This window comes from Dethiosulfatibacter aminovorans DSM 17477, assembly GCF_900142005.1.
Taxonomy (GTDB): Bacteria; Bacillota; Clostridia; order Tissierellales; family Dethiosulfatibacteraceae; genus Dethiosulfatibacter; species Dethiosulfatibacter aminovorans.
Window position 1 is genome coordinate 1 of record NZ_FQZL01000041.1, and the last position, 22499, is coordinate 22499.

Below are 22499 nucleotides of genomic sequence, written 5' to 3' on the forward strand. Positions count from 1 at the left end.
AGGTCAATGGACAGGTAATGTCCATTGCTTTCCTTAAGGTCTACTGGATCGGTTTCATAGATAGCAACAGCAACAAAGGTATCCTTGTCAACAAACTTAATCTGCAATTCCTTGATTTGGATGTCTGAAAACCTATGGGTTTCCAGATAAATGAAAGTAGCATCCAAACCTATATTCTTAAAATATGCCTTAAGTTGTTTTGAGATAGTTAACCTTGTTATGTTTCCTTCTTGTTTAATTGCATCTTTCAAGAAAGTGATATCCATGACATCTTTCTTGAAGCGGGGTGGTTTTGGGTTCTTGACACCACCTGTTTTCTGTAACTTGAAAAAGCTTTTCCACCCTTCTTCCAGCAACTGCAAGACGTCCTGTGCGGTTTGTGAGGGCAGGTTCTTGTAGAAGAAATTAGTCTTCAACCGTTTCTTCTGATCATACCAATTAGGATATTTCTCCATACCCAACTCTTTATAGTTGCGTTTTTCGTAGTTTCCCACATTCCACAGTTTATATGCGGAATAACCCATATGTCTAAGTATTTCCATATTTCCTGTATCATTCTTGAATACATGTTTTCTGCTTAATAACATAAGGGTTCTTCTCCTCTCTTAATATGAATTTGTTTGTTTCTCAATGTAGAGACGGATGTTTTCTTCGGATACAGACCCAATGGATTCAACATAATAGTTGTGATTCCACAAGACACCTTTCCAAAGACTTTTCTTAAGTTCAGGGTACTTAATGAATAACTTCCTGGCCGTAATCCCTTTTAGCATCTTCACCATATAAGAAACTGATATTTTGGGTGGTGCTGAAATGAAGCAATGTACATGGTCTCTTTCTCCAACTTCGAAGAGATGTACTATGAAGCCTTTTTCCCCTGCAATCTCTTGAACAAGAGACTGCATTTCAACTTCTATCTCTGGTGTTAACACCTTATTTCGATGCTTCACAGACCATACCACATGGTAATTAAGATTATATACACAAGTCCTTGAATGTACTAGATTTTCTTTCATACGTATAGTATAGCATAAAGATAAAAAGAAGACAACATACGTTCGTATGTTGCGCGTTTCATCTCGGTAATGAATTACCGAGGATTCCCGCTTGGCTTCCTAAATGGTATGTCGAGCTTTGCTGCATCATCTACTTCCTCCGGTGTCAGTAGAGTTATTGCTTTTATGCTGAACGTTCCGGTTATATTGCCAACAGAAGTCACCGCCATGGCTGTTTTGTTGTCCGGCAAATCTACAATTATGTAGAAGTCATTTTCTCCTAAAGCATAATAGAAAGCCTCCAGTTTCCCCCCTACACTCTCAAGTGTACGCTTAGCAGCCTCAACTCTTCCCGAACCACCTTCCTCCATTACTCCTTTCAAGCCTTCAGGAGCATAAGAACCATAAAACAAAAACTTAGCCATATTGCACCTCCGATATTTTTGAAACTCTATAAAGTTATCATTTACCTTTCTTCAGAAATCATATCCCTCCGGTAAGCAACCATGTCCTTAATCAGCTTTGCCGGCAGAGGCTTGTCTAGAGGAAACTGAACCGTACCGGTGCTTGTCTTATAACCCTTCAGTTCCTTGGCAAAATGTTCAATTGTTTCCGGATGGGGATACAGGCCGACATGCTTTTTGAATCCTGCAATCATAACCTGTTGTTCGGCCTTGCCTCCCTCGACAAGTGCATAGGCAGGCACGCCATAGTTCATGACTTCTTCCGCTTCCGGAACCACTTCAAGAATCAATGATTTCATTTCCAAAAGCAAGGCCCGTGCATGTTCCGGTTGATCATTCAAATATTCTTCAACGTTCTTGTATTTTCCTGACATGGTAACTCCTTTCATCTTCATACAATCAATATGGAATCATCCTGCACCATTCATCATATATGCCCAGAAGATAGTCATCCAGATAAGAAATAGCTTTTGCCTTCAATTCCTCGGGAATTCCATAATAAGCTTCTGCAATGGACCCTGCAATGGCAGCTATCGTGTCGCTGTCTCCGCCCAGAGATACAGCCGTCCTTATTGCATCCTCAAAAGACCCGGACTCCAAAAAAGCGGTTATTGCCTGTGGAACGCTGCCCTGACAGGTAGCATCAAATGCATAGTCATCTCTTATATCGTCAATTTTAAAATCAAGGGTATAGTACTCTTCGTTTATTCGCTTCCTTATACCTTCCTTGCTGCACCCCTTTCTTGCCATAAATATTGCCGTCACAGTAGCTTCAGCACCCTTGATTCCCTCTTCATGATTGTGACTGACACCGATGATGGATTTTGTCAGTCTCTTTATTTCATTTTCATCCGAGACATAAAAACCTACAGGACTTACTTTCATGGCAGCTCCATTACCATAGCTGTTGTAAGGCTGGGGATCATCACTGATAATCCATTTATAGAATGTGCTGCTAAAGCCACAGTACGGATACTTCCTTCCAAGCTCCTGCATGTTTTTCACTGCACACTTCTCAATGTACGAAAAATATTCGTCACTGCTTCCATCAACCTGCTTCAATTCTTTTTCTTCAACTTCCATTATTGTTTTTGCTACAGCAAGAGTCATAATACTGTCGTCCGTTACGGAACACTCTTCTGTAAACAGTTCAAACTCCTTGGACTTGATATTATTACGTTCAAACCTGGATCCAACTATATCTCCAATTATAGCTCCCAGCATATGTGCCCATCCCCTTTCAGTATCCCACAACCTTTGCAGCCATATATCTGAGCTCAGAAATATGAAACAACCTGTCCATCTTTTCACATGTATAAGCGAGTTTTACTGTGTGAACATCCATGGATTTTGAGCCCTTTTGGAATATTTCCTCCCAGGTTTTTAAGACAGCTCGCTTATCACTGTTTTTAATATCAAGTCCATCTTCAGTCAGCAAATGAGTAATTATCAAGGTAGTCATTATGTCCAGCACTTCCTCATAATTGTCAAAATACCTTTTCAATACTACCAGCGCTTGAAGGCCGGTCATACAATGCAATACCCTTATGCTTTTACCGTTTCTGTATGCAGGTATCAGTATTTCAAACAGTCCCTTCACCTTTTCACTTTCAGTCCCTTTTATTATAAACCCCAAGTTCTTGTAGCCTTCCAGGTTATACAGGTCCTTTATTTTTTGACCCAATCCCGAATCTGACTTTCTTATCCTGTTTATCTCTTCATTTTCCAGCAACCTATGCATTTCCGGTACAACTTCTTCTTTTGATATTGCTCTACTGAAAACATCACCTTCCCTGTAAGCCGTTATATAAAACGCCAACGCCCTTTCCACTTCAGCTTCAAGGTCCGAATCAATATCCATTCCTTCCACACCATATGCAAGTCTTATGGTTGTATGGAAGAGTGCTGAAGACATACCAAGGGGGTATCTGTTCAAAATATATCCTATGAGATCATCAAGATTCTGTTCCTTAGATTTGCTTCTTATTTTATCAAGACAGGCTTCATACATTTCCCTTTTTCCAAGGCACTCTTCAATGCTTCCAATCACTTCATGATTTTCATTTATGCTATCCATTCTGGATTTCACCAGATAGTCTTCAGTATATTTCTCAACATAGTCCATATCATCGGTCATCTTGTAAAGCGCCAGCTGCACCATAGGCAAATGATTGACCAATCCGCTCATATAGGGTGTATATATCTCTCCATACTTATTGATCAAATCAGCTATTTTCATTGGATGCTCCCAAGTTCTTTACGAATTGTCTTCCATACTCAATGGCTTCCGCTTCTGCTTCAGTTGTCATATTCCAATTAATCCTCAGGTTTTCTCCTACAATTTCAAACCCTGCATCATTTAGCATCTCAGCAAGAACTTTGGGGGATTCGCCGCTCCATCCATAACACCCGAAAGCTGCTGCCTTCTTACCCTTGAATTTCAACTCCTTCAAATAATGGATAAACCCTACCAGTGAACGCAATATACTGTTGCTTACCGTAGGAGATCCTATGGCAATTGCCTTTGACTTGAATATTTCCGTCGCCAGATCATTATCATCGGTCTTGGCAATATTGAATAACTTGACAGTGACTTCACCATCTTCCATTGCTATTCCTTCAACAATCTTCTCAGCCACCCTTTTTGTGCCTTCCCACATGGTGTCATAAATTACTGTTATCTGATTTTCACTGTAATCATCACACCATTCCATATATTTTCTGACTATCTGCATCGGGTCGTCTCGCCAGATAACTCCATGACTGGTCGCTATAATGTCAATGTCAAGATTCATTCCAATAATTTCATCAAGTTTATTCTTCAACAATTTGCTGAAGGGAGTGAGTATGTTGGCGTAGTATTTGATCGCTTCATTATAGAGAGTACACTGGTCTGCGGTGTCATTGAAGAGGCTGTCACAGGCATAATGCTGCCCGAAGGCATCATTGCTGAACAATATATTGTCACCTGTCATATATGTAGCCATGCTGTCCGGCCAATGAAGCATCCTCATTTCAACAAAAACCAGCGACTTTCCATTTCCTATATCAATGCTGTCTCCTGTTTTTACAACATTAAGGTTCCAGTCCCTGTGGTACTGTCCCTTCAAGGATTTAACGGCATTTGTCGTACAGTATATGGGAGTATCGGGTATTCTGTCCATTAGTTTCATCAAGGCACCACTGTGGTCAACTTCACCATGATTCACTACTATTAAGTCAATATCCTCAAGGTCTATTTCAGAAGCCAGATTGTCTACAAATTCCTCTGCAAAGGGAAGCCAGACTGTATCTATCAATACTGTTTTTTCTTCCTGTATAAGATATGAATTGTAAGTGGAACCACTGTTGGTGGAGAACTCATCACCATGGAACTTTCTTAGCTCCCAATCAACTTTACCAACCCAATTGACATTGTTCTTAACCAATCTTTTCATTTGCTCCTCCTAAAATAATTTTCCTTTTATTTCGGCAACTCAAAGGATTTTATTGACCATCTTTCCGTCCATCTTCTCATTTACAGCAAGAATCCCTTTTTTCGACAACCACATGCTATCTGTAAGTTTAACGATACTAAGCGTGGCCCTCAGCTACTTGTTTCAGTTTTTCACCGGCGAGACGATACACCGTCCACTCATCCATAGGTTCCGCTCCCAATGAAACATAAAAATCAATGCTAGGCTTGTTCCAGTCCAAACACCACCACTCCATCCTGCCACAGCCGCGTTCAACTGCTATATTAGCAAGCTTCTGCAGCAATGCTTTCCCGTATCCTTTTCCACGATAGGATTCTTCAATAAACAGATCTTCAAGATAAAGGCCTGCTCTTCCTAAAAAAGTAGAAAAGTTATGGAAAAACAAAGCAAAGCCTATTTCTTTTCCATCCTCAACCGCAAATATCACTTCCGCCTTTTCCTTATCAAATATCCACTCTTCAAGTGTCTTTTCATCTGCCACAACCTCATCCAGCATTTTTTCATATGCTGCCAACTCTTTTATGAAATGTAAAATCAGAGGGACATCTTTCCTCTCTGCATATCTATAAGCCAAATCATTTGCCATAATATCTACCTCCACCTATTCCTGTCTTCATTGTTAACCTGCAATGGTGCCATTAGGGACCGGCTTTTCCGGTTGAGCTAATACAGGTGTAATACCACTTTCATATCCAATATCGAAAAGCATGCCTTCCGAAATTTCCCCTGCCATTTTCTTTGGAGCCAGGTTCACGACAAACAGTGCCTGTTCACCGACAATCTCTTGTGGATTTTCTCTTTCACCTTGCATACCTACTAAGATTTGTCTATTGAAATCCCCAAAATCCACCTGAAGTTTCACTAACTTGTTTGAACCCTCTACATTCTCTACTGACTCTATTGTTCCAACTCTAACATCAATTTTTGACAAATCCTCAAAATTGATGTTTTCCTTTATCGGTTTGCTCATCCTAATTTTCTCCTTCTTTCTTTATTATTTTTTATCTTCAATTATTGCTCACATCAAGAACGCCATTTTTTGAGACATAAGCTTCAGTGCACCTGGCATTATTAAAACAACAGGGCCTTTTCTTGCCTGCCGCCAGCATGGAACAAGCCGTTTCAATCCTTTTTTCCCGCGTCTGCGGATTATTTGTATCGCGAATCCAGCGGATCCACTCCCACCTTGCCTTCACAGTGATCTTGTCCCATTGTGTCTTAACGTCAAACAAGTCAAGGGAATCATTAAGGTCCGAAGGCACAACCGGTTCGCTCCAATCCTTGAGCGGCTTTATGGACAGGAATAAAACATCACCTACTGCAAGACCCATTCCCTGGAACAAGGCTTCATCCACCTTAAACCAGTGGCTACCCTCACCATCCGGTTCCAATGGGACTTCAAATCTTTCACTTTTCACTTCAACTTCTGCCATCACCATACCTCGAGAAGGCAGCATCTCACTTATATCGGCAGGAATTCTAATTATTAGCCAGCCTTTTATACCTAAAAGTTCCGCTTCAAACTTCATTACCGTCATTCTTGCTTCCCCCTTGAAATTCAGTTACATCTTCTAAAACTCATCCTCAAACCTTTTAAAAAATTCATAATATGTGCGAACATTTTCAAGCTCAGTCCACTTCTTCACTTCAACAGGATTGCTGTCAAGGTCGTATATCTTGGCATTTTTTATTGCAAGCAAAAAAGGTGAATGCGTCGATATAAGAAACTGACATCCAAAAAACCTTGCGGAATCCTCAATGAACCTTACCAGTTCAACCTGTCTTTTCGGGGAAAGGCTGTTTTCCGGCTCATCCAATATGAAAAAGCCATCCTCCCCTATTTTTTCAGTAAAATATCTGAAGGCATTTTCTCCATTTGACAATTCCCTGACGTTATCCATCAATGAATCTCTAACAAAACGGGACTGAGTCTTTCTTCTGGCAGAATTCACTTTTTTGAGCTGCTCGTAATCATCTAAGGATTTCAACATAAATTTGGAATATTTCGTATCCATGTACTCATCAAGGAGTTCATCCCTCTTCAGATCAATCCCTTCGTTCAAGTTTCGAATATTAAGCATATAGTCAAACACATCATCGCTGGTGATAATCCTGCTGTTTTCAGGAATGTCCCTTTCAATTTCCATAAAACACATCTCCAAATAGTCATTATAGAAATTTGTCTTATTAAATATGGAATCACGTTTAATTCCTGTTTTTTCCGCTATAATATTTAAAGCTGTCGTTTTTCCCGATCCGTTTCCTCCATACAGGATGGTGATTGGTGCAAGGTCGATCCTCTCGAATTCATATCTTGACAAAATATTGAAAGGATAGAAAGAATCATAGCAGGTCCTTCTTATGTCAGTAGTGAAATTTATTTCCATGGTTTCACTCGGAAATCTAAAACTGTTTAGGTAAATCATGTCTTACATGCAGCTCCTTTTTACTCCCCAATTATCTTAACTTGAACCAAAGCTCTTTTCTGTATGATTTCATTTAATTGTATACCCTTCTTGTTCATATGTATACCACTTTACAGAAGAACCGGCGCCATTAGGACTTTTCCCGTTCCACGGTATACATTAACCAGTCCTTCTCCCGAAGCTGCTGAACCCAAAAGTGTTTTGCCCGACCTTTCCACTGTAAACGTCAAGCTGCCTGACCAAGCTATAGCCATATTTCCGTCAATTTTCAACTCATCATCTTCCAGCTCTATTTCTATCAGTTCCTCCCTTGGTACATAGGATTCCAGTGCGACAATTCCTCCACCGGTAAGGCCAAGGTTGAAGAGTCCTTCTCCACCCAATGCGGCAGATGAAAGGTTTGACCTCATAACCGCCTTATGTTTCAATTCTGAATCACAGGCTAGAAACAGCCCGTCTTCAATTACTATTGAGCGCTTCCAATCATCAACATCAATAAGCAGAATATGCTTGTATGTAGGTTCCAATACAAGTTTGCCAGTTCCCGTATACTCAGGCTTTATTGCAGATTCGTTCGTAATCTTTCCCCTGAAAGTTTTTCCAATAAGATCTCCTACACCTTTAAGCCCTGTTGTCGCTTTCACATTACCAACCATCCACTGCATAGCTCCTGCTTGGACTGTAATATTGGAAGTGTTTACATCACAAACCAACTGTCTTCTTCTAACATTCATTTGAGAAGCATAATAGGCAGTTTGAGATGTCGAATGGTTTACACTTAGATCTCTTTTGTACTCCACTACCTTAAAAGCACCCAGTTCTTCCACAATTTTTACATCATCATTATCTTCGAAATTTTTTATTTTAAACATCTTGGTCTCCTTCTCTCTATTTTATTTATTTCTATGCCAGTACTCACACTTATACTATAAATGTGAATATTAAACACATTATTCATCCATAATATGTGTATTGCAACCACATTATAAAGTGTATGGCTCTTTAAAACTACATTTCTTCTGTCATTTATTACCATCTTTCCAAATCTTCTTTTAATCTATTTACAATAATCCTAGCTGACATCAAACCACCTTTGCCACACTTTTTTATGATCTATACTATTTTGTGTGGCAAGTTTTATCATGATTTATTTGTCCATATTAGCCCCAAAATACACACAATGGATCCTTCTTGACTTCATCAATCAAAACTTGTATATCAGTTGCCGGGTCAATCTCATCATAAATATGCCACTTGCCAATATGTCTAAGCCAATATAAGGACCACTTTTCCTTATCTGAATCATACCGGAATTGAGCTATTTTCATCTCCGACCATTTTGTTTCATCAAAATATGCTTTTCTACGTTCAAACAAGGTTACATTGTTTCCTATTATTTCAAAATCCAGTTTTATCTTATCCTTTACTCTATCTGGAACACGTGTATTACAAAACTCTGATAAGAGTTTTATCACTTTTTGTTTCTGAAATTCATCAATTGCCATAATCATATCTTCCTTTCAAATACTTATTCATCCATAAACAAAAACCAGGTTATTCTATCTATTTCATCAAGCAGTCTGATAATCAAGACACTCGACTCAGTTTCAACCTTCTCAAGTTTTGATTTCATGTGCTCAGCTACTTGTCTGCATTCATCACGAAAATCTGCCATAATCATCAGATCCAGGTCATCAATACATTCTTTCATGACCTGCAGGTATTCATTTTCATTCTCACGTGGAAGCTCATCATCAATAAGTAGCCAACGCTGATACCTGTCAAAGCGAAATATAACAGCTTCCTTGCTGACATCAACCTTCTTAAGTGCCATATTCTTGCCAAGAGGTTCATCTGCAGCATCCCGGAACTGATATTCAAGTACAAAGCCTTCAAAAGCAGAAGTCATTCGACCAAAATCAGAAAATGAAACATACTTGCCGTCTATGACAATACCACAATCATCAGCATCACCTGAAAAAGCATCTGCGTATATAGTTCCCGTTCCAATTGACTTAAGCCCATATTGTTGGTCATCTACTATAATGTTACTTTCAATAAAATGTCTATTGTCGCTTGCTCTCAATGACTTGTATGAAAGGGCCTTGACTATTTTTGCCTTTAATGCCTCAAGCCCTGACTGTTGACTGTCGTGGGTTCCAACAAGCACTTCAAAAACATACCCGCCTTCTTCAACAGCTAACCATTTCGACAAATGAGGCATTAGATAATTCTTTATTTCAAATACATGCTCCTTACCCAATTCATCAATTACAGTAAGCTGATTATTGAACTCTTTCAATAGATCAATTCCCAGTTCTTCTGCCATAATCTCATTACTGCAGTCAAGACAATAATTACCTATACCTTGCATTATAATTCTTACATCATTCTTCTTGCATCTATCGCATTTCATGAATACCTCGCATCCTTTCCTTCTACCTCTTTATCTCGCAATTATTGTTTTATTTTATTAAATTGCTCTTAGTTTATAATGCCTTCCCCTAACTTCTCCATCGAACTGAATCAATCCTATCTATATCTACTTCCTGAATATTTTTCCCATCATACATGCTAGTCAGCTACCTAACCAGCTTGATACTATTGAGCTTTAACTTGTTTGGATTAATCTTTCCATCTCAAAACTGACTTGCAGACATATTCAATAAAATCTTCAAATTCGTTTTCCTTCATTTAATGACCACTTCTTATTCATTCATTACAAAATCATAACAACTATCACATAAGTCACCCATTCCTTCAACATCAGAATTAAAGAGACTACAGCATCGAATACATTCTTTAATACTATTCTCTTCACCACAGTTAATGCATTTCCCATATGGATAAATTTCTTCATTCACTGATATATATTCTTTTCCACATGAATAACACACTGATTCAGCAACAGTTGACCCAAGTTCTTCTGATGGGATACATGCATGCAATGAATCAACTTCTTTCTTTATTGAATTCATTTCATCCTCGACATATGAGCTAAGTTCATTAACAAACTCATCAATTTCGCTGTCATTATATTCATCTTCATTTTCAGATAAATAGTATCCAGCATCTTCATCGAATATGACGCTACCATTTTTGTATTCAACAACTATCTTGTTTATTACTACTTCCCCATTTTTAACCTTTATCTCCAATTCACTGGATACCCCTTCACAATCATCAATGTTGTATGAAACATAAACAACAATTGTATCTTCTTCATTAACATGATTTGAGATACTAAATACTGCTTGTTCATCACCAGTGTTCTCTGTCATTGATAAGCTTGATATGTTTATCCATTCGCTAAAGTAAAATTCATCATTAATACCTACATAAATCTCCTGAACAGAGCAAGCGAACTTCTGATATATTGAATTGTAATCAAGAATATTTACACCTGCTTCAGACATCTTCAAATTAAGTAGATAGTGTTCTTCCTGAAGCCTGTGGACTTCCTCAGCTTCAATAGTCATAATTGCTTCATTAGACATGTAGTGTTGATTTACTTTCTCAATGGCATTAACAAAAACAGTTTCCATCGAATCAATATTATCTTTTATTTTTTTAAACGAATTATAATCGACCAATTTATTATGGGCAATATGATTACGATTTTTAATAAAATCAGTAATACCAATATTGAAATTCTCATCTAACATTTTTGCAAATACATCATTCCACAAGTCAATTCTCACTTTCCACAACTTTTTTATTGACTCAAAAAATTTATCATTTGATTCCAATATCCTAGCTTTAAGTTTCAAATTCTTTTGTACATCATGATTAAGGTCAATCTCATCCTCATAAATAACAGTTTTCATTATTTTAACTAAAGAATCTGTATTAATCGAAATTAATGAATCATCAATATTACTAAAACTCTTTACACTTCGTTTGAAATCAACTGTTCTTGCTTTATACTCATTATTGATTTTCTGAAACTCCTCCATTGCCAACCAATCAGTGCCTAATTCCCTATTCAAAACTTTATTTATCAATTCACGAAATAAGTTTTCTACAATATGCATTTTTCGATACAACTGTGCGGCTAGATCTTCAGATTGTTCATCACGTATCCAAATGCAATTTACCCAATCTTTCAACATATTTTTCTTAATTTCTAATTTTAGTTTCTCTAATACTAAATCATAATTTGCATTCGGATTACTCTCTAATTCCACTTCCATATAATGACTGTCATTTAATGAATCTAGCGTGAAAATTACACTCACAGTATTATCACAAGAAACAACTTCATAGTTATATTTTGCGATTCTTCCAATTTCACCAAGATATGAGTATGAATCAATTACTTTTGTTAATTGTAATTTACTTAAAATATCATCAAGATATTCATTAGCAATACATTTCTCAATAACACTTCCAGTTCTATCACCAAATAGTTCTGAAACAACTCCCTCTTTTGTGAATAACTTTTCTATGTCTTTAATTTTTATAAACGAAATTTTCACCTTCATTAAATCACTTCCTTAGAGTTATTTTGTAGACGTTACCACATAATAACTTTTGCTTGTCTTTCTCTTTTTTTACTTTCATTTTCTTTACAACTTTTTCTTCATTCTTTTGGTAACTATCCTCATTACAATAATTCTTAAAATCATTTGACTGGCACCGAGTTTGAAGTCCTTTGGAGCGACATTACTTTGATAATTCAACTTCATTCATGCTTGCTTTTTCCATTACAACAGGGAACTTATCTTGGCTGCTCCATTTATCTGCATTGCTTGATTTGGCTGGTTGTTTACCTGTTGATGTATAACTTTTTTTCCACTTGTGAAGTGTTGAAATACTTATCTTGGTTTCCTTGGAAATTTTGGATATTAGTTGTTAGGCGGTAGCATCCGCGTCAACATTTTTTCTTTAAACTCTTTGCTGTAGCTTGCCATGTTGTGACCTCCATTATTGTATGCACACCCTACTATTTTTTCACTTCCATGACAACTAGTCTAACACCAAAGGGCCTTCTGAATCCTATTAATTATCCATATAATTTTTCTTGTACGTTAAATGATTGACCAATAAAGTTGTACTTTAAGAACTTATACAGAATATAGTTTTCTTTATCGGCTTCATGAGTTGATAGTATAATTTGCTTATCAGAAAAGTCATTCCTTAAAACTTCTATAAGTGAAGTAATGTTTATGTCATCCATAGTTTGTACTGGATCATCAACTAGAATAAAACCAACATCGTCTAAAGCAGGATTAATATATTGCTTATTCATAGAAAACAAAAATGCCAAAACAAATCCAGATAGTTGCCCCGAACTGAATGTATTTAGAATATCATGCTTAGCATCACCATTAGAAACAAATCTCATCTCATCCTTGCTAATAAATACACCTAACCCATTTTGATAGTCTTGAAGTATTTTACCAGTGTATATTAATAAAGGAATTCTCAATTTATCTAATACCTCATTTTTATATTTTGTAATTGCTGTTTGGTACAAATTTCTCAATTGATCCAATTTGTCCCTTGCAGATTCAACCTTCTTCAATTTAATGATTTCTTGTCTTAAATCTTCTTTCAGTTTGACAATATCATTATTCTTCTCAATAGAATCCATATATTTTAAATATTTTTTCTTCTGACTTACATGTTCATCGTCAATAATCATAGGTTGTTCAATATCTAAAACAGTACTATATTTCTTTTGAATTGAACTGTAGTCAAATTTCTTATTAAGCATTTCAAACTCTATATTAGAATAATTATTCTTTTTTTTAGATAGAAGTCGCTTTAATACTGTCTTCTTCTCATTTACTTCCAAGTCATCAAATCCATCTGGTATTAAAATTAGATTGCTGACTTCTTCTACAGATTTAATTCTTACATGATCCTTAACAAAACGGTTGTATAAATCTGATAAATCATTATATTTACCAACGGTTTCCTCATTAAGGTCATTTATCTCTCCAAGGATTAATTTTTGATCCTCCTCTAGAATTTCTTTTAATTTATCATTATAGGCTTGCTTCTTTTTTGAATCAGTATTCTTCTCTTTTTCCAGGATCTCTGAAAGACCATCATAAGCACTTTCCAACTCCAAAGCAGTCGTATAAGGATGATTGCAGTAAGGGCAATTCGAAGATTTGTTATCATACTGATGCATCATTTTATTTAGCTTTATTCTCGCATCGGATACTTTTTTTAAAGCACTTTGCTTTTCAGACAAACTGGAACTAATAGATTTTATAGAGTTAATAATTTTCGTAATTTCTGCTATGTCTACATTAACAATATTGCTATCAATTTCTTGAATTGCTTTCAAGTCTTTCTCATCGTATACGATATAATCATAATCCTTACGGAAAAATTTCGACAAATTATAAAGCTTGATTTTTTTATTCAAGTTATTTATAAAACTTAAGATTTCAACTTTATCAATAACTCCATCTTCTAAATATTTGTTATATTCAATATAATCATTAATAATTATTTCGTTATCAATATATTTTTGTATCTTTGAGTTACTTAGATACTTATAATAATCACTTCTATTTTTTACAAAACTTGCTAAAGCTTCAATTTCTTGAATTGCTACATCAACAATTATTTTCTCTCCATCTTTACTATTCTTTAAGTCTACATCCCAGTATGTGGGGCTGACTCCGTCTGGATATTGTAATAGTGCTTTATATTTCTGTGCATTGATAGACAAGCTTTCATCATTTATTTTCGATTTTATATAATTGGCTTTATCATCAATCAACTTTTCAAGTCTTTTAATTTCATCATTTACAATAACACCTGTTTTTCTGATGTTCTTACCAATCAATTTTTTCTCCAAATATTCAATATGACTATCAACATTTTTTGTGTTCAATAGTACATTCATTGCATCTTTACGCTCATTAATAGAATTTTTTAAAAAATGGACAGATTCAGCCTGTGATACATAATAAAATACATTAAAATGCTCCATTGAGTAATTTAATTCATTAAATTCTTTGATTGATGTTTTCCAGTTTTCAACATTACTTATAAACTCATCTAAAACATTGTCTGACAAGGTCCCTTTATAAAGTGTATATTTAATTGAATCAGTAAAATCTAATTTTTTTAATGTATGATCTACGATTGAAATCAAAGTCAAATACTCATAATTTTCATTTACTAACTCAACAATAATATAACCATCTTTCTTTGCTTCATTAATAAGAATATTCTTATTTAAATTCGCATTCTGACGTTCTATACTTGTCTGCAGACGTGTAATTTTTTTTGTAAATATCAGTTCAATTGCATCAAAGAAAGTTGTTTTGCCAAAACCATTTGGTCCAGATAATATCGAAGGTGTCTTATCAACATCAAAATCAATCTTATAATACTTTCTACTATCAAAGCACTTAAAATTTTTGACTCTTAAGTTATGTATTTTAAAAGGCATTATTGGTTTCCTCCTAGTAGTTTCCCAAGTTCATCTTCAATAATGTTTTTGTCAATCTCATTATCTTCAACAGAATATATGTCTTCAATTTTAAACGATTTATCACTAATCAATTCATGGTATTTTTCTAAGTCCACTTCAATTTTTCTTGAAATATCTTCATCAAGTGATATAGGTGCTGACTCTGGTTTAAACTCATACTGCAAGAATGGCAATTTGGAAAACAACTTTATAATTAGTTCATATTCACTACCAAAATTTCTCCCTTCTAATAACTTATAATACTCTGTCTCATTATTAACTAAATTACTTAGAACATCATTAATTTCTCTGCCAGAAAATTCACTCAAATTACTTTTGAGATTATCCTGCTGCTCTATTGTATAAGGCAAGACATATCGTTTAAAATAATTAGGGGATTCTTCTATAGAAAATACTAGATTCCTAAATTGATCAATTTTTCTTGTGTCTTGCATTAACAAAAGGTAAATAGCTGATGTATTCTTATCGATTTGACTTGCTTCTCTATTATTGTTAAACGATGATTGTATACGAGACTTTATAGAATAGTCTTGGTTCGCAACTCCAATATATTCCTGTTCTAATTTCTCCAGTGCTATTTTCATTTCATCCTCATCTTCTTCAAAAGATCTACAATCAATCACTGTTATAATAAAATAGCTAGCAATACTAATATTATTATGTTTGAAAAATTTTAATCCAGAAGGTAAATCTACTAAATGTTCTACATAAGAATATTGTGTCAATATCTGCTCTATCACTTCTATCATCTATTAAGTTCCTCCTTAGCTAATCCACGTCCTACTAATCTCATAACCTTTGGTTTGTTATAATTTTTCCTTATTTTTTCAATACTATGTGACGTAATGCCACCCAACTCTCTTAACTCTTCTGCCCCAATTACAGTAACTTTATTGCCATCAAACAAAATATTGTCTTCATCTAACTGATCTGTAATTAAAACATCATTTTCAAAGAGTAACAACTTGTCTGAATCATCATTTGTTATTTCACTTGATAACCGTTCATGGAAATCATCAATATCACCACTCGAATCTAATGTCAACCGATAAAACATATCATCCTTAAATGCTTGTATCAAATTATTTTCTTCAAAATGTAATTTGTCAACATCTTGTAGCATTTCAATTATCAATCTATTTACAAGTTGTTCACTAGGCAAATTTTGAGGTTTCTTAGTATCTGGTTCATACATCATTGCTTTATACAAGAAATTCCGACGATTCTCATCTGTTAAGTTCGAAAGCTTTTCAATTTGTAATTTGAGATTACATTCCTCTGACTTATCACATTCCTCACAACTAGCAACTTCACAACTGCTTTTACTCCGTTCAGGATATTTTTTGAACATCCTCTCAATAGATTCAAATACCAAATAATATTGATAATCGATGCTATTAGATTCTGATTTATAATCCTTTGTTAACTTAGACATTATATCCGAAAAAATAAACTGACATCCTGATTTAGCTCCTGTATCATTATATTCCTTTTCTATCAATCGTTTTAACTCAAGATATAATTGATAATATACAACCCTAGCATACTCTTCATCTACAAAGGTCCATTCAGGTCGCTCATTTTGAAGTATGTTTTTTATAAATTCATATGAAGCATTCTTCACTTCAAGAGAATCATTAAAAGAAATCTCATATTTACAAAGTAAATTTTCATCTTTCAATTCTCCCCCCTCAGGATTCAATTGCTCACAATAAGTATTTAATTCTTTTCGAATATCATCTATTACCTTAATTACACTTTGTTTAGACTTATCTTCAGAACATTTATAATCTAGAATATTATACAATGACCCTTTAGTTTTATTTCGGCCTATTTCACTTAAAATTATATAATTGCCATAATCACTTTCATTTACTTCATTTTTATCTTTCACAGCCTTTGATAAATCAGATATCAATGAATTAATTTGCTCCAGTGATACTGACACAAAATCTTTGGGGATATTTTTCTTGGGTTGGATGTGATAATATCCTTTAGAAGCATTATATTGCAACAATGAAATGATAAAGGCAAACTTATCATTTTTCTTCAGAGAAAAAGCCCCCCTTTTCACTTGATGTAAAGTATCATACTGATTGTCAATTTTTATTGAAAAATCATCTGCACTCTCAATTTCCAAACTCATTACATCAATAGTATCTCTTAAATCCAAATTTACTAATTCATTTATTTTTTTAAGTGCAACGTAAAGAGATATATGAGCCTGGTACTCATAGCCCTCCCATGAGAAAATAGCACTGAATGGAGAAATAAGCATACTCTACCTCCCTGAATCCACTAAATGTTTTGACTTTACGGTGCCTGTCAAATGAGTTTATGAGTTATTTCAGAACAACTCTCTTTAACCAAACACAAAACCCCGCTCATTTCTGAACAGGGTTAATAAACCACTTTAAAATATAATAATAAATACACCAACCCCAATTCAGCATATCCAATAATCATTGTATCACTAATCGTATACAAGAACAATAACAAATCAAAAATTGCGAATGACTTTCGTATATCAGGAGATGCTTTCCTACAATTTACAAAGTGGTCATTTTGCCAGGCTAATTATACGAGTATTTCAAGAAATCAAGAGTTTATAGATTACATTACTTAAACTCTTGATTTCTGTATATTTTTAGTATCTTAATCGTGTTTTTTTAAACATCAACTCAATATTTCAATCTGCCAAAATCCCTCAACAAAACCAGATTCTGTATTCCAATGTTTGCCTGCCACCATCGCCTGCTTACAGCAAACTCTCTTTCATAATCACCCCATTCCCAGGTGACCGCCCAGGAGCCTTCATCAGACAAGGAATCCGTGATGAATCTCAGCTCCTCTTCCATAAGCTTCTCATTTCCCTTGAAGAAAATGCTGTCGGGTTTCCTGAAAAGATGAGAAGGCTTGCAGCAATATTCCGCAGCCCATTTGCTGATGTCTTTTTCTATGGTGCAGTTCACCTGGTCTATGAGTCTCTTTCGGAAAGCTTCAATGTCTACAACGGAATTCATATCCAGTTCAACAAGGTATTCATAGAGTTCAATGAAACACCTGAGCTCGTGCATCTCAGTTGATTCATTGCGGTTTAAGAATATCTCCACAGCCTCACCAGCAATATCAAATCCAATTTTGAACTCATCCGATCCTTTTTCTCCATTCTTGATCATGAATCCCGCCAGAGCAGCCGATGGATTGTACCCGGGATTTTCATCCGCTTCACTGTAGGACCACCACGGCGCTCTGGGATAGTCGTTGTTTGACGGTACCGAAAACTGCCATCTGCCCTTAGCCATGCCGTCACCGCTTGCCAAGTACTTCATTATACTTTTTATCATGGGGTGGCTTGAATCTCTCAAGCCAATCTCTTTCAGGAACTGGATTGCCCACCATGTCTGCAGAGGAGAAGAGTTTGGATTCCAGCAGTCAGCCTCCAAAGCGTGGCCGAATCCTCCGTCCTTATTCTGGAAGGATTCAAGGATTCTGATTACATCATCTGCAGTCCCTCCCTCAAAATGATAATTCCATCTAGCCATATCAAGGGGTCTGGCATTCCTGTATATCCAACTGCGTATTTGTTGATATTGATTTCCTGTAAGCATCTTATTCCTCCTCAAGGACTATGGTAAACTTTTTGACATTAATGGGCCTGTTATTATTATGATTCAAAAATGAGGTGATTCATCACATGCCAGGCTCTTCAGCTTGTCGATCTTTTCCTCCTTGCCCAATACGATCATGGTATCACCGTCGTCAAGGATTTGGCTTGAGCTTGGATTGAAGCTTAGGGTCGTCATCCCTTTCTTTTTTATGGCCATGACTATGAGCCCCGTCCTTTCGGGTATTCTTGCATCTTTGAGGCTCTTTCCTATGAGTACGGATCCTTGGCCTATGAGTACTTCCTCCAGGTCGAGAGTCACCTTGTCAGCCCTGGTTATGATGTCGAGAAAGGAGATGACGGAAGGCCTTATAATCATGGACGCAATCCTCGTTCCCCCTATCTCGTTAGGGGATATGGTATTGTCCGCTCCTGCTTTCTTCAGTTTCTTGTGAGTGTTCTCCTCTATTGCCTTTGCTATAATATAAAGTTTAGGATTCAGCTGTCTTGCAGTGAGCACCGTGAACACATTGTCCGCATCGCTTGCAAGGGTGCAGATTACACCCTTGGCCCTCTCGACTCCAGCCTTGATGAGAGCCTCTTCGCTTGTTGCGTCGTCATTCATTGCAAGTACATCCAGTGCCACAAGCTCATTTGTCTTGTCCTCGCTCTTTTCCAGTACAACGAAATCAAGGTCGTTTTCCCTGAAATGCTTGATTACGGTATTTCCTACATCACCTGCTCCGCATACTATATAGTGGTCCTTAAGATGTTCGATTCTGCCTGCCATACGCTTTCTCCTCCATGCTTCCTTAAACTCACCTTCGAAAAAAACTGCAACTATGTTTGTTACTGCATAGCCCACGACACTCAAACCGGAAAATATAATTCCTATGGTGAACAGCTTTGCAGTATCCGTCATCTGGCTCACTTCTCCAAAACCCACCGTCGACAGTGTAATGGCCGTCATGTAAATGGCATCAATGAAACTGATGTCAAGAAGAAGCCAGTAGCCGAAAACGCCGGTTAAAACTATTGTAATAAAAGCTATCAGTATCAAAATGAATTTTCTCTTATTCTTCATATTCCACCTGCTCAACTCCTTCTGCAGTACTCCCCTTCCATAATTGATTTCCTGCATCTGCTGCTCCATACTCGATACTTACCTATGAAATCAGGAATTTCTCGAGGGCTTCTCTAGTCTCATGGGAAAGCGGCTTTGATTTTCTTGTTTTCTCATCCATCTGCACTATTATTGTTTCAGCCAGTGCAACCATCTGTCCGTTCTGATACAGACCATGGGCGAATGTTATTGAGCTGTTGCCGATTTTTTTGATTCCCGTTCCTATTTCAACTGTTCCCGGCCAGTTTATTTCCGCCATGAGGTTTATGTTGGAGTTAACCAGTCCGTATACGGGTCTTACATCCTTCCATACATCAACCGCCAAAAGGAGTTCCGTCCTTCCCGTTTCCAAAAATGTTGTAAAAGCCGCATTGTTGACATGTCCCTGGCTGTCAGTGTCACCGTATCTTATCTTGTCATATGATTGCATTGGAAAACTTTCGTATTCCGGTTTAGTATTAGTCATTGTTCCCTCCTAGTTTTAGATCACAACCTTAGTTGAGTTGAATCATCTATGTTATACATTACATAGATGATTCAACTGTGTACTGTATAACATAAGAATCAGCACGAAACTTGTTTTTGAATAAAACATCCTGTGTTCGTTATAATAGAAATTATACCACAAAAGCTTGTCACAAACATGGATTAATGGTATAATGTGACATGTTCGTAAAACGTTTTTAACTGATTCGACACAATTAAATATTTTCATCGAGTTTAACCTTTCTTTTGTTTTGAAAGGTTTTTATATAGATAAACCCATAGATATTTTAATTGGAGGAATTGATAAAAGTGAATAAAATTAGAATGGAAAAATGTTCAAATTGCAACACTGTTATTAGATGGAAACCCAGCAATGGCTATAGTCCGAAATCCAAATACATCATTAAAGGATTCAACAAGTCAATTTGTTTAGGTAAAGTTGTCAACATGAATGAAGATTCTATAACCTATTCATATCACTGCAATAAATGCGAGACAGAACACTTTGGAGTTGTCTACAAGCACGAGAGACAATTGGTATGCAGATAACAATATCATATTAAGTATTAAAACCTCCATAGTCATGGGACTGTGGAGGTTTTTAAGTTACGGCTATGACAATGGATTCATAAATAGGAGATTAATATGCAAAGTTTAAAGAGCAAAGTAATCATAGGATTGATAAGGAACAGGCACCTGTTCAAACTGAAGTTCAAGAAAGAGGTAGTGGACGAATCATTCGATGTCGAGAAATTCAGATCGGGAATAGACAAGACTTCGGAGTCAATGAACAGAAGAATCAAGGGATTTGATATATGTGATGTAAATATTGACGGTATCCACGGCGAGTGGATAGATATAGATGAAACGCCAGAGGACAAGATCATCATGTATATACATGGTGGAGGATTCATTTCCGGGTCCTGCCACACCCACAAGGCCCACGTTGTGAAATTCGTCAAGGAAGCAGGAGTCAAGGCACTTCTCTTTGACTACAGGCTGGCACCGGAGCACCCCTTTCCCGCAGCAACCGACGACTGCCTCAAGGTGTACAGATGGCTTCTCGAACAGGGTTACAAACCTGAAAACATAGTAATAGCCGGAGAATCGGCAGGTGCAACACTTACATTATCCACACTGCTGAACATAAAGTGCGAAAATCTTCCACAGCCTGCCGGAGCGGTATCAATATCACCTGTGACGGATTTGAGATGTCTGGCGGATTCCTTTGAAAGAAACGCCCCCAAAGACATAGCTCCATACAACTCATGGAATATCTGGACGGGATACTATATCGGAGATGCAGACCCTTCAGACCCCATACTGTCTCCACAGTTCGGAGAACTTGACGGACTGCCTCCCACCTATCTCTGCGTGGGAACATATGAAATTCATCAGGACGACACAGTATCATTCCACGAAAGAATGAAGAAATTCAAAAGCCCCTCCGAGCTTCACATGTATGAAGGCATGGTTCATGCCTTCCCGATACTTGCCCCTATGTTTCCCGAAGCCACCGAGGCGCTTGGGGATATATGCAGGTTCATCAAGGAAAAGCTTAACCTATGATATCAATGGGATGGGATCATCGTTTCAAATCCTTAATAAGAAAGACTGTACCTTACCCGGTTGATCTCCGGTCATGGTACAGTCTCTTTTTATTCATTCGCATCACCTCGACATAATTAGTAAACACAAACGCAAACACTTAATCTATGTCACAATGACAATGAATTTATATTTAAGGAACGTACAGCTGATTCTTTATTGTTGTATAGTAGGGTTAACTGTTTTTCGTTGATATCGTATATTAGGAGTCAGCAACCGTACGTTCCAATAAATCAATTGTTTAGTACTTCTTATTTTGCACTACTCCGCAAGAAATTCAGCCTTCACAAGTGCCGTAATGGCAGCTTCCATCCTCGCCTCGCTTACTCTGACTATCGGACCTGTACATCCCATGCCGCTTTCTGCGTAGATGTTTTCCTTCCACAGGGCTGTCACTGCATCCTCAAGATCCATTATGTCTATTCCTGCTATCTGTCCCGTAACAGTTTCCTTTTCAGGCATCTTCACTTCTTCTGCTGCTGTTTCGGTTTTCTTTGTTTCCTTTAGTGATTCAAGTATTTCATCGAGTCCTGCCTTCTTTGCATTGGCAAATTCAAGGCTGCATTTCTCTGCCAGTTTTCCCTTTGCAAGGTCCTTCGCATAGGAAAGTGCATTTGCCACTACAGGAACTCCCGACGCCCTTGAAAGGATCAGTATTGTCCTTTCGTAGTCCTCTCCTATTCCAGGTCCGTAGCCGAATCCCGATGCTTCGTAGCTTCCTCCAGTGGTGAAGGAGGAGAATACCTTCATCATGATGTTTCCAGTGAGGGTGTCCGTAACCATTACATCTGCAGTTCCGCAGAGAAGGTCGTTTCCTCTCATTACGGATCCTCCGTCTGATCTCATGGATTC

At 36.8% G+C, this 22499-nt stretch carries 23 protein-coding genes and 1 pseudogene; 2 read left to right on the plus strand and 22 right to left on the minus strand.

Annotated features, from left to right (window positions below):
- The 21 genes from BUB05_RS16895 to BUB05_RS16995 form a co-directional block, all read right to left on the minus strand.
- On the minus strand, positions 1 to 587 hold a 587-nt coding region (locus tag BUB05_RS16895; protein ID WP_483863774.1), incomplete at its 3' end, for a nuclease/transposase family protein.
- 18 nt (positions 588 to 605) lie between these two features.
- Entirely contained in the window at positions 606 to 1016 is a 411-nt protein-coding gene (tnpA, locus tag BUB05_RS16900) for an IS200/IS605 family transposase (RefSeq protein WP_073050786.1), read from the minus strand.
- 74 nt (positions 1017 to 1090) lie between these two features.
- A complete protein-coding gene (locus tag BUB05_RS16905; RefSeq protein ID WP_073050787.1) occupies positions 1091 to 1420 on the minus strand; it encodes a GYD domain-containing protein in 330 nt (109 codons plus the stop codon).
- A gap of 41 nt (positions 1421 to 1461) precedes the next feature.
- Positions 1462 to 1833, minus strand: a complete 372-nt coding sequence (locus BUB05_RS16910) for an iron chaperone (protein WP_094763046.1) — start codon at positions 1831 to 1833, stop codon at positions 1462 to 1464.
- A gap of 25 nt (positions 1834 to 1858) precedes the next feature.
- Positions 1859 to 2683, minus strand: a complete 825-nt coding sequence (locus tag BUB05_RS16915; protein WP_073050789.1) for an ADP-ribosylglycohydrolase family protein — start codon at positions 2681 to 2683, stop codon at positions 1859 to 1861.
- Positions 2684 to 2699: 16 nt separating this feature from the next.
- A complete protein-coding gene (locus tag BUB05_RS16920; RefSeq protein WP_073050790.1) occupies positions 2700 to 3698 on the minus strand; it encodes a questin oxidase family protein in 999 nt (332 codons plus the stop codon).
- Positions 3685 to 4896, minus strand: coding sequence for an anaerobic nitric oxide reductase flavorubredoxin (locus tag BUB05_RS16925; RefSeq protein ID WP_073050791.1), 1212 nt, complete (start codon positions 4894 to 4896; stop codon positions 3685 to 3687). The genes BUB05_RS16920 and BUB05_RS16925 overlap by 14 nt, the downstream gene beginning before the upstream one ends.
- A 136-nt stretch (positions 4897 to 5032) precedes the next feature.
- A complete protein-coding gene (locus BUB05_RS16930; RefSeq protein WP_073050792.1) occupies positions 5033 to 5521 on the minus strand; it encodes a GNAT family N-acetyltransferase in 489 nt (162 codons plus the stop codon).
- A gap of 33 nt (positions 5522 to 5554) precedes the next feature.
- On the minus strand, positions 5555 to 5905 hold the full coding sequence (locus tag BUB05_RS16935) for a tRNA-binding protein (RefSeq protein ID WP_073050793.1): 351 nt from the start codon (positions 5903 to 5905) through the stop codon (positions 5555 to 5557).
- A gap of 37 nt (positions 5906 to 5942) precedes the next feature.
- On the minus strand, positions 5943 to 6473 hold the full coding sequence (locus tag BUB05_RS16940) for a YdeI/OmpD-associated family protein (RefSeq protein ID WP_073050794.1): 531 nt from the start codon (positions 6471 to 6473) through the stop codon (positions 5943 to 5945).
- 33 nt (positions 6474 to 6506) lie between these two features.
- Positions 6507 to 7361, minus strand: a complete 855-nt coding sequence (locus tag BUB05_RS16945) for an AAA family ATPase (protein ID WP_073050795.1) — start codon at positions 7359 to 7361, stop codon at positions 6507 to 6509.
- A gap of 110 nt (positions 7362 to 7471) precedes the next feature.
- A complete protein-coding gene (locus BUB05_RS16950; protein ID WP_073050796.1) occupies positions 7472 to 8233 on the minus strand; it encodes an AIM24 family protein in 762 nt (253 codons plus the stop codon).
- 288 nt (positions 8234 to 8521) lie between these two features.
- A complete protein-coding gene (locus BUB05_RS16955; protein ID WP_073050797.1) occupies positions 8522 to 8866 on the minus strand; it encodes a DUF3024 domain-containing protein in 345 nt (114 codons plus the stop codon).
- Between the two features lie 23 nt (positions 8867 to 8889).
- Entirely contained in the window at positions 8890 to 9777 is an 888-nt protein-coding gene (locus BUB05_RS16960; protein WP_073050798.1) for a DUF7713 domain-containing protein, read from the minus strand.
- 292 nt (positions 9778 to 10069) lie between these two features.
- A complete protein-coding gene (locus tag BUB05_RS16965) occupies positions 10070 to 11845 on the minus strand; it encodes a hypothetical protein (RefSeq protein ID WP_073050799.1) in 1776 nt (591 codons plus the stop codon).
- A gap of 521 nt (positions 11846 to 12366) precedes the next feature.
- The gene (locus tag BUB05_RS16970; RefSeq protein ID WP_073050800.1) at positions 12367 to 14781 is read right to left on the minus strand and encodes an AAA family ATPase; all 2415 of its coding nucleotides are present in this window, start codon (positions 14779 to 14781) and stop codon (positions 12367 to 12369) included.
- Positions 14781 to 15572 (minus strand): ABC-three component system middle component 1, encoded by a 792-nt coding sequence (locus BUB05_RS16975; RefSeq protein ID WP_073050801.1) that lies wholly within the window; start codon positions 15570 to 15572, stop codon positions 14781 to 14783. Before BUB05_RS16975 ends, BUB05_RS16970 begins: the two co-directional genes overlap by 1 nt.
- Positions 15569 to 17101: an ABC-three component system protein gene (locus tag BUB05_RS16980; RefSeq protein ID WP_073050802.1), complete on the minus strand. Its 1533-nt coding sequence runs from the start codon at positions 17099 to 17101 to the stop codon at positions 15569 to 15571. The genes BUB05_RS16975 and BUB05_RS16980 overlap by 4 nt, the downstream gene beginning before the upstream one ends.
- A gap of 403 nt (positions 17102 to 17504) precedes the next feature.
- Positions 17505 to 18434 carry a hypothetical protein gene (locus BUB05_RS16985; protein WP_073050803.1) on the minus strand — a complete coding sequence of 310 codons (930 nt, stop codon included), beginning with the start codon at positions 18432 to 18434 and terminating at the stop codon, positions 17505 to 17507.
- Between the two features lie 63 nt (positions 18435 to 18497).
- Entirely contained in the window at positions 18498 to 19571 is a 1074-nt protein-coding gene (locus BUB05_RS16990; RefSeq protein ID WP_175548591.1) for a potassium channel family protein, read from the minus strand.
- 25 nt (positions 19572 to 19596) lie between these two features.
- Positions 19597 to 20019 (minus strand): acyl-CoA thioesterase, encoded by a 423-nt coding sequence (locus BUB05_RS16995; RefSeq protein ID WP_073050804.1) that lies wholly within the window; start codon positions 20017 to 20019, stop codon positions 19597 to 19599.
- Between the two features lie 329 nt (positions 20020 to 20348).
- Between BUB05_RS16995 and BUB05_RS18590 the strand changes: the two genes are divergently transcribed.
- On the plus strand, positions 20349 to 20588 hold the full coding sequence (locus tag BUB05_RS18590) for a hypothetical protein (protein ID WP_139258060.1): 240 nt from the start codon (positions 20349 to 20351) through the stop codon (positions 20586 to 20588).
- 96 nt (positions 20589 to 20684) lie between these two features.
- The gene (locus BUB05_RS17000; protein ID WP_073050805.1) at positions 20685 to 21608 is read left to right on the plus strand and encodes an alpha/beta hydrolase; all 924 of its coding nucleotides are present in this window, start codon (positions 20685 to 20687) and stop codon (positions 21606 to 21608) included.
- A 300-nt stretch (positions 21609 to 21908) separates the two neighbouring features.
- On the opposite strand, the pseudogene BUB05_RS17005 reads toward BUB05_RS17000, so the two are convergent.
- A pseudogene (locus BUB05_RS17005) lies at positions 21909 to 22499 on the minus strand (glycine/sarcosine/betaine reductase complex component C subunit alpha); the annotation flags it as partial.

Bases quoted from the DNA above. Each gene is read 5' to 3' on its own strand.
- BUB05_RS16945 (WP_073050795.1), bottom strand. From the start codon at position 7,361: ATGATTTACCTAAACAGTTTTAGATTTCCGAGTGAAACCATGGAAATA.
- BUB05_RS16985 (WP_073050803.1), bottom strand. From the start codon at position 18,434: ATGCTTACAGGAAATCAATATCAACAAATACGCAGTTGGATATACAGG.
- BUB05_RS16990 (WP_175548591.1), bottom strand. From the start codon at position 19,571: ATGCAGGAAATCAATTATGGAAGGGGAGTACTGCAGAAGGAGTTGAGC.
- BUB05_RS17000 (WP_073050805.1), top strand. From the start codon at position 20,685: ATGCAAAGTTTAAAGAGCAAAGTAATCATAGGATTGATAAGGAACAGG.
- BUB05_RS16920 (WP_073050790.1), bottom strand. From the start codon at position 3,698: ATGAAAATAGCTGATTTGATCAATAAGTATGGAGAGATATATACACCC.
- BUB05_RS16955 (WP_073050797.1), bottom strand. From the start codon at position 8,866: ATGGCAATTGATGAATTTCAGAAACAAAAAGTGATAAAACTCTTATCA.
- BUB05_RS16940 (WP_073050794.1), bottom strand. From the start codon at position 6,473: ATGACGGTAATGAAGTTTGAAGCGGAACTTTTAGGTATAAAAGGCTGG.
- BUB05_RS16910 (WP_094763046.1), bottom strand. From the start codon at position 1,833: ATGTCAGGAAAATACAAGAACGTTGAAGAATATTTGAATGATCAACCG.
- BUB05_RS16960 (WP_073050798.1), bottom strand. From the start codon at position 9,777: ATGAAATGCGATAGATGCAAGAAGAATGATGTAAGAATTATAATGCAA.
- BUB05_RS16975 (WP_073050801.1), bottom strand. From the start codon at position 15,572: ATGATAGAAGTGATAGAGCAGATATTGACACAATATTCTTATGTAGAA.
- BUB05_RS16980 (WP_073050802.1), bottom strand. From the start codon at position 17,101: ATGCTTATTTCTCCATTCAGTGCTATTTTCTCATGGGAGGGCTATGAG.
- BUB05_RS16925 (WP_073050791.1), bottom strand. From the start codon at position 4,896: ATGAAAAGATTGGTTAAGAACAATGTCAATTGGGTTGGTAAAGTTGAT.
- BUB05_RS16995 (WP_073050804.1), bottom strand. From the start codon at position 20,019: ATGACTAATACTAAACCGGAATACGAAAGTTTTCCAATGCAATCATAT.
- BUB05_RS16950 (WP_073050796.1), bottom strand. From the start codon at position 8,233: ATGTTTAAAATAAAAAATTTCGAAGATAATGATGATGTAAAAATTGTG.
- BUB05_RS16970 (WP_073050800.1), bottom strand. From the start codon at position 14,781: ATGCCTTTTAAAATACATAACTTAAGAGTCAAAAATTTTAAGTGCTTT.
- BUB05_RS16915 (WP_073050789.1), bottom strand. From the start codon at position 2,683: ATGCTGGGAGCTATAATTGGAGATATAGTTGGATCCAGGTTTGAACGT.
- BUB05_RS16965 (WP_073050799.1), bottom strand. From the start codon at position 11,845: ATGAAGGTGAAAATTTCGTTTATAAAAATTAAAGACATAGAAAAGTTA.
- tnpA (WP_073050786.1), bottom strand. From the start codon at position 1,016: ATGAAAGAAAATCTAGTACATTCAAGGACTTGTGTATATAATCTTAAT.
- BUB05_RS16930 (WP_073050792.1), bottom strand. From the start codon at position 5,521: ATGGCAAATGATTTGGCTTATAGATATGCAGAGAGGAAAGATGTCCCT.
- BUB05_RS16935 (WP_073050793.1), bottom strand. From the start codon at position 5,905: ATGAGCAAACCGATAAAGGAAAACATCAATTTTGAGGATTTGTCAAAA.
- BUB05_RS16905 (WP_073050787.1), bottom strand. From the start codon at position 1,420: ATGGCTAAGTTTTTGTTTTATGGTTCTTATGCTCCTGAAGGCTTGAAA.